This window comes from Streptomyces sp. NPDC097981 (genome assembly GCF_040302565.1).
Classification (GTDB): domain Bacteria; phylum Actinomycetota; class Actinomycetes; order Streptomycetales; family Streptomycetaceae; genus Streptomyces.
Genome location: NZ_JBEORW010000116.1, coordinates 1 through 6,914, shown reverse-complemented (window position 1 = coordinate 6,914; position 6,914 = coordinate 1). Strand labels below are relative to the sequence as shown.

Genomic DNA, 6,914 nt, shown 5'->3' with positions numbered 1-6,914 from the left:
TGCCGTCCTCCGGCGCGGCTGGCCCGCCACCACGTGCCCACCGACCGCTCGGAGACCCCGAACATCCCTGCCGCCTGGCCGTACGTCCGAACCCGCCCCGACTCCAGCGCACTCACCACCCGCAACCGCAGATCCTCCTGCGCAGCAGGCGACAGACGCCGCATGTCCCCACCCTCGATCACACCCGATCAACGAGCAGGCAACCCATCAGTTCCGGCTCAATAGGAGGTCGGTGACGCGGCCGGCGCAGCGTTTCCGTCGCGACCCGCGCCGCCGTCCGTCCCACATGCGTCTCCATTTTTCGCGTCCTGCATTCCCCCGAAACCGCAGTGGGCGAGGCGTGGGACAGCCATGGGACGCGTGGGACACCTGATGGGACGCCAACTGACCGCCCCGGTGGTATCGGCTGCCGCCTATGGTTCCCATGCCGGCCGAAACATTGCGGGCGGCGCAGCAGAAGAAGGAAGATCCGCATGAAACTCTCGACCAAGGCCGTCCGCGGCGCAACCGTCGCCGTGTGCGCCGCCCTCCTGGCCATCACCGGCACCACGTCGGCGAGTGCCCGCCCCGGCCTGCCCAACGTCCGCTACGGCGACACCGGCATGTCCGTCAAGTGCGTCCAGGATGCGCTCAACAATTGGAACGGCGACTACTTCCGCATGACTTCGGCCCTCAAAGTCGACGGCATCTTCGGCGATGACACGCTTCGTCAGGTGAAGCTCTTCCAGAAGGACTTCGGGGTAAAGCAGGACGGCATCGTCGGCAGCGTCACCGGCACGTTCATGTACAACACGTACCTGAACCCGCGCGGCAATTACGAGTGCATAAATTTCATCCCCACCCCGGTGTAGCAGAGATGGTCCGACCGCCCGCCCCGGGCGGTCGGACCACGTCGGCCCGCGCGGCGATCAGGTCGGGGAACCAGCGTAGGGCTGACCGGGTGCGGGCCAGAGCGTGGCGGATCGCGGGTGAGTAGGTGCCCTGACCGCAGGGCTGGACGGTCCAGCCGCGGGCCATCAGGGCTTCCGCGACGCGTATAAGGACTCCGCGCCAAGGACGTCAGCCGAGCCCTCGGTCTCGGCACCGAGCCGCGGCACACCGAAAACACTCGTGCCAAGCTGAAACGCCTGGTCGGCCGTGGCATCCTCACCGAACCCGAGCCCGGCCTGTTCACCCTCGCCGACCCGGCACCGGTTGCCGCAGAGGCAAACTCTAGCTGAACTTGATCTCTTGATTTCTGCAGGTGAGACATGGTTTCGCTCGGGGTGAGGGAGGCATGCGGCGTCTTGTATCCGCTTCATGGCCGAGGGGTGCGCGGTGGCGTCGGCGCTGGGAATGTTGGAGGAGCGGGAGGCGGCAGCCCGGGTGCGGGTGGAGGGCCTGCGGGAGGAAGCCGCGCGGTTGGCTGAGGTGTTGGAGGCCGCGGAGATCGAGCTGGATCGGCGGGTGATCGCGCGGGAGGAGCTGGTCAAGGTCCGCGACCCGCACACCGCCGATCATCAGGTCAGGTGACCCGGCGAGGTTAAACAAAAAGCTGAGACCGCACAGGAACCCCTGCCTGGCTCGAAGACCTCCGCGCTTTCGGCGTCGCCCAGCTTCGCCAGCGCGCGCCTCGGCGGCCGAGGCGAAGGCTGCACACTGTCATCAAGCTGCGCCCCATGGAATCCCGCAACGCCCTGTTCGCCGCCGTCACCATCACCACCTACATGGCAGCGGCCGGCTGGCCAGTCGATCCCAAATTCGCCGACCTCAAAGAGCTCATCCTCGCCGCCGACCGCAATGACGCAGACGTCTTCGCCATGGCCGACCGTATCCGCACGTGGATCGCCTGACCCGAGCTCATGCCGGGAGATGCGCGATGCGCAGGAGGGCCAGCACTATCGCCCCGCCGTACGGGCGCCTGGGTGACAACAATTCCAGACGACGGAGATGACGGCGCTTCTGCGGCGCCGGGATCGCCTGGGAAGTGACGGCGGTGGCCCGCTGCAGCCACCAAGCGCTCCGTCACCGCGCCCAGCTCCCCTCTCGACAGCACGGGGCAACCAGCCCACGGTCTGGGCGGGACGGGTCCACGCCGGCCAAGGTGACGTGCGGGCCCGTACGGCGTTGTTTCCCGGTATGGACGAGACACTGGATCTGCTGGACACACTGCTTTACGGGGTAAGCGAGCCACGCCTGGAACTGATCAGCGGGGACGAGGCGCGGGCGTTGATGGTGCCGAGGACATCCAGCGGGCTGCGGGCGAAATGCGGTTCCGGATCGGCTCCAGCCTCGGCTGACCCGCACCAACCGGTGTGCGCGGCTACGGGGCCGGCTCGTATCCGCCTGCCCGCTGTGCCAGCCCGACGCCCAAGACTTTCGCAGCGCCAGAGAAGTTGGGCGGATCTTGCCCGGAGGGAACTGCGGACGCCTGTTGGTGGGTAGCATCCGGCGGCAACACCGTGAGGTATGAGGAGAGTGAGCCGCAAGTGGCCAACGAGCCGGACACCATGCCCATCCACAACGTGTACGCGCAGCGGTTCGCCGCCGATCTCGCAACCAACCGCAAGGAACAGGAACAGATCTTCGCGCAGATCACGGAACTCGAGTCACGTCTAAAGCAGCTGAAAGCCGACGAGAGCTGGCTCCACGGCATGCAGGGTGCACTGCCCCCGGCCGCGGACAAGGCTGTGGCCTCCGGCGGACAGGTGGCGCCGCAGCCCAGCCAGTCCCCCGCTGATAGCACCGCGGCCGTTCCCGCATACGCCGGCGCTCCGGTGACGGGGGCCGTCCCCCAGCCGCGGTGGGCGAAGCAGAACACCGGCCCCGGGTCGGGAAGGAAGACGGCGCAGCCCAAGAAAGCCTCGGGTGTTCCATCCCGTTCGAAGGCCAAGGCCGCCGAATCGAAGGCCAGCAAGGGCGCGGAGCCCCCGCTGCGCGAACTCGTCCTGGCCCTCCTCGTCCACGCCGCTGAACCCCGCATGGTCAGCGAGGTCACCACCGAACTCGCCCAGGCACACCCCGACCGCCCGGCCTCCACCCAGGTCGTCCGCAACACCCTCGAGGCACTGGCCAAGAAGAACCTCATCGAGAAGGAACACAAGCAGGGCTCGGTCATGTACACCGCGCCCCGGCCTGCGGTGAGCGAGTCGGCATCCGCAGCGGTCCCGACCACCGACACGACGGACGACAAGGAGCCGGCGGAGGTCTAGTCCGTTTACCTCCACTCCGTACGCCACCCGGCCCCTGCCTGCTCGCGGCTCCTGTTCGGGACCGCCGGGCCCATGAAGGGCACGGGGCGCCTCATGGGGCGGGGTGGCCGGTCGGATCCGTGGAGTTGGCCAGCTGGCCCAACACCAGGTGCGGCCCCCGGACGCCTGGGTCGCGTGGCGGCCTTCAGCGGGTGCGTCGGGGGCCGCCACGGTACGGGCGGCGCCGGGTGACCGCTTCGGGAGCGGCCTCGGGGTTCGAGAAACCGCCGGGTACGGCCACGCGCGCCGGGGCGGGGACGGACGGAGCCGCGCCCGACGATCCGGAGGTACGGGGACCCGCCGGTCGCTCGGCGCGGCCGAGAACGGCGGTGTGGGGGATCAGGGGCGCACAGGCCTGGCAGATCTCCGCGAGGGTCCAGACCTGGCCGACGGCCGGATTGTGGATGAGGACGAGCAGCGGGGCGCCGGTGCAGGAGGTCCGGGTGTCCTCGTGGAAACCGCATTCGGCGGCCCGACAGGCACACGCAGCGTCGGGGCGGATGGTGGCGAGCCGGGCGTGCGCGCGGGCGTGCTCTGCGGCGAACCGCCGCATGGCCGCCGTGTCCTTGGACCGGGGCGGCATCCGGCACGCCTCAGTGCTGCAGATGACGGAGACGGTGTGATCGCCGTGGCCGGTCAGACGGACCGTCCAGGTCCGCCCCGGGACACGGGATCCGGGAATCATGGTCAAGGGAGAGCTGTCCATTCATATATGCGGTGGGTGCCTACCGTTCGACAGTCTCACGTGTGGCAACAGTGAATTCCACGCGGCCCAGCGTCAGCACGGGCACGACACCCGGTCACGAGGAGAACCGCATGAGGAGACAGTGGCCGAACACGCCGTGCGGCCTTTGTTGCACGCCGTTCGGCAGGTGTCAACGACCTGCCCCCGCGCCATCGCCGTCCTCGCGCGCGCTCAACAGAACGCCACGTGGAACCAGCACAGAAGATCGGCGACACTCGAAGGGCCGGCCGAGGACGTCGCCCGATTTCGCGAGGTCCTGCCGCAGGTACTCGAATACGGCCGTCCCGATGCCCGACCAGTCCGAGTCGGAATCTGAGCAGCCGATCCGTCGCCGGACCACGGCTACTACTTGCCCGCCCGCTCGCGCTTCGTCCTGCACGACACCCTGGTTGTCCGATCGTCCGCACACCGATGACCTGCGACGAGCTCCTGAGCGCCCCGGCCGCAGCCGGACCCGCCCCCGCTCGGAGGTGCAGCTCCGCAGGTCGAAGCGTCGGGCCCGCTGCAGCCCTCACCGACCCGCCACCGGCTCCCGTTCCAATCGGGGACCGATGGCTACCGGGCATCGGGCCAGACCTGCGGATCCGTACCCCCGCGCACCGCGCCCTCGATCCGGCCTCGATGTCGATACGAAGCCGCCCGCTACCGGGTTCCCTCATTCCCGTCGCGCACGCAGACGGTCGGTCCGCTTCGCGAAGTCGGTGTCTGTTCTGCGCCGGTCGTAGACGGATTCGGGCCGGATACCTGCGGCGAGGGCTGCCTGGCGGAGCACGCCGTGGGTGGCGAGGTGGTTGTAGAAGGCGGTCCACTGCGCGTCGGTGGCGGCGCTGGCGAGTTCCGGGGTGATGCGGGTGGCGGTGGCCTGGTCCATAGCAGCGGCGAAGCCGGTATCGCGGCGGCGGCGCTGGTAGACAGTCGCGGTGGTGATGCCGACCTCGGCCGCGGCCTTGGTCGTCGCCATGCCGGCGCGCAGGTGGTCGAGGAACTGGCGGCGGGACCGGGTACGCCAGACGAAGCCGTGGGCGCCCATCGCCTCCCGCTGCCAGGCCCAGAACAGCGAGGCGCCTTCGCCCGCGCGATCCGGGTCTTTGCCCCCCCCCGGACTGGAAGAACCGCAGCAGAGGCCCGCCGGCCGGCTTGTCGGTGTCGCAGAGCGGGCACAGCTCCAGCCGGACCGGGACTCCGAGACGGCCCTGCGGGCCCTCGGCGCTGACGATCACCTCGCCGCCGCAGCGTGAACACGGAGGCGGCTGAGAGGAAAGCCGGAACGGACCATGGGACATACCAGGCCTCCTTGCACGATGGACGGACCATCCAATGCCCCCTGACCTGCACGGCCAACCCATAGTGAAAGATCAGATTCACCAGGCTCCCCACCTGCAGCACACGCGTCACCCGCGACGTGTCCGCCTTGGACTGCGGTGGCAGTCGGCCGCCACGCGGACTACCGAACGAGCCTGCTCCCGCTGCGGCTTCGCCAGGCCGAGCGGATGCGAGTCGGTACGGCCCGGCATGCTCATCCTCGACGACTTCGTCATGCGCCTGGGAGGGGTGAGGGGCGTAGCCGTGCTCCGCTACTGAATCTGAACTCGTGATGTCGGTGCAGACGGGCGGAGTATCCGGCTGGCAGTGGTCCGTCCCGACTTGGAGCGCGGGCCAGGTACCTTCGTTCGGGATCCGGCCAGCTGCTGGGTAGTCTTCAGATCATGTGGCGAGAAGCGGCTCTTGAGGTCTTTCCTGAGGTGGATTTCCGGAGTCCCGCGCAGGCGGCGGCCCTCGCTGACGCAGAGCACCGTCTCGGGCGCGGGCTGCCGGCCGAGCTGAGGCAGCTGCTCCTGGAGAGCAACGGAATCATCGGACATACCGCGGTGGACACCGTCTGGCCCGTCGGACAGATCGTCGAGCAGAACCTTCTCTTCCGCTCCGACAGCTCCTTTGCCCGGCTCTACATGCCCTTCGACGCTCTCCTCTTCTTCGGGGACAACGGGGGCGGTGACCAGTTCGCGTTCGTGCAGACACCACAGCGCCCGGACATTTTCGTCTGGGAGCACGAGACCGACAGCCGTCGGTGGGTGGCACGAGATCTAAGGGACTACCTGGGCCGTTCACTCGCCGAGGGCGGCGACGACTGGTACCAGTAGGCCGACGTGGTGGCGGCTTGGCGAGAGGGCGTCGATCTGCCGCGGGTCCTCGCGAACCGTAGCCTTCAGCGCCGCACCACAGACGGCTGCGTCGCCCGTACGGTCGCGCACAGCGAGCACGCGGTCGACGGGCAGCTCGCCCTCTCCGGCGTAAGGGCCGGGCATCCGGCAGAGCGGCCACAAACCTGCCTCCCGCACCACCACGAGCCGCGGCAGGTGGGGGCAGCCGCCCGCCGGGGCCGACGGGAATGAAGAGGTTCGCGCGGTGGCCGTCGGGATCCTGTCTCAGGGCCGGGCCGCCCGCCAGGACGTCAGGGCCGACAACGGACTCGGCGGCCGGGCGGGCATCGGCTCGAAGGGAGGGGTCAAGGCCGCTCGGGGATGGCCCCTTCACCGCCGCTCCGGGCCTGGCACCCACAGCCTCCCCCACACCGCCACCGCGCGGCTCGGCGGATGCGGCCAGAAGGCCCTGCCGCGTCAGGCTGCGGAGCGGGCCGGCTTCCGCTGTGACTCCACAAGCCGGGCGCGGCACTCCTGGCAGAGCGGGTTCTCTGGGGCTCGTGCTGTGGTGCCAGCTTGCCAGTGGTCGTTCGCGCAGCTCAACGCCAATGCAGCTCACCGGAGCCGGCGCAACAGGTGTGGCGGCATCGCTGAATCGAGGGACCTCATCTGCCGAGGTTTCCACCCCGATGTGCGGTGCAACTGGGCTTGCTTCGCTTTGACGGACATCGGAGATCAGGGGTTTCGGCCCTGGAAGGATGATGTTCATCATGGAGAGCATGGGGAAGAAGAAGCCGC

Annotated in this window: 8 protein-coding genes and 1 pseudogene; 5 read left to right on the top strand and 4 right to left on the bottom strand. The window is 69.0% G+C overall.

The features are described 5' to 3' along the window. Positions 1 to 164, bottom strand: a 164-nt coding sequence (locus ABTY04_RS39935) for a helix-turn-helix domain-containing protein (protein ID WP_352218341.1), incomplete at its 3' end; no start/stop codon positions are given. A 309-nt stretch (positions 165 to 473) separates the two neighbouring features. On the opposite strand from ABTY04_RS39935, the gene ABTY04_RS39930 reads away from it, so the two are divergent. The 4 genes from ABTY04_RS39930 (at position 474) to ABTY04_RS39915 (ending at position 3,191) form a co-directional block, all read left to right on the top strand. Next, positions 474 to 851: a peptidoglycan-binding domain-containing protein gene (locus tag ABTY04_RS39930; RefSeq protein ID WP_352218340.1), complete on the top strand. Its 378-nt coding sequence runs from the start codon at positions 474 to 476 to the stop codon at positions 849 to 851. Between the two features lie 466 nt (positions 852 to 1,317). After that, positions 1,318 to 1,512 (top strand): hypothetical protein, encoded by a 195-nt coding sequence (locus tag ABTY04_RS39925; RefSeq protein WP_352218339.1) that lies wholly within the window; start codon positions 1,318 to 1,320, stop codon positions 1,510 to 1,512. 146 nt (positions 1,513 to 1,658) lie between these two features. After that, the gene (locus ABTY04_RS39920) at positions 1,659 to 1,832 is read left to right on the top strand and encodes a hypothetical protein (RefSeq protein ID WP_352218338.1); all 174 of its coding nucleotides are present in this window, start codon (positions 1,659 to 1,661) and stop codon (positions 1,830 to 1,832) included. 636 nt (positions 1,833 to 2,468) lie between these two features. Further along, positions 2,469 to 3,191 (top strand): hypothetical protein, encoded by a 723-nt coding sequence (locus ABTY04_RS39915; protein WP_352218337.1) that lies wholly within the window; start codon positions 2,469 to 2,471, stop codon positions 3,189 to 3,191. 184 nt (positions 3,192 to 3,375) lie between these two features. Here the strand turns inward: ABTY04_RS39915 and ABTY04_RS39910 are convergent, their stop codons facing one another. From ABTY04_RS39910 to ABTY04_RS39900, 3 genes and pseudogenes are all read right to left on the bottom strand, one after another. Then, positions 3,376 to 3,813 (bottom strand): hypothetical protein, encoded by a 438-nt coding sequence (locus ABTY04_RS39910; protein ID WP_352218336.1) that lies wholly within the window; start codon positions 3,811 to 3,813, stop codon positions 3,376 to 3,378. Positions 3,814 to 4,630: 817 nt separating this feature from the next. After that, the gene (locus tag ABTY04_RS39905) at positions 4,631 to 5,005 is read right to left on the bottom strand and encodes a helix-turn-helix domain-containing protein (protein ID WP_352218335.1); all 375 of its coding nucleotides are present in this window, start codon (positions 5,003 to 5,005) and stop codon (positions 4,631 to 4,633) included. 67 nt (positions 5,006 to 5,072) lie between these two features. Then, positions 5,073 to 5,258, bottom strand: a pseudogene (locus ABTY04_RS39900) (DUF6300 family protein); the annotation flags it as partial. 423 nt (positions 5,259 to 5,681) lie between these two features. Between ABTY04_RS39900 and ABTY04_RS39895 the strand changes: the two are divergent. Next, a complete protein-coding gene (locus tag ABTY04_RS39895; RefSeq protein ID WP_352218334.1) occupies positions 5,682 to 6,116 on the top strand; it encodes an SMI1/KNR4 family protein in 435 nt (144 codons plus the stop codon). Positions 6,117 to 6,914 lie beyond the last annotated feature (798 nt).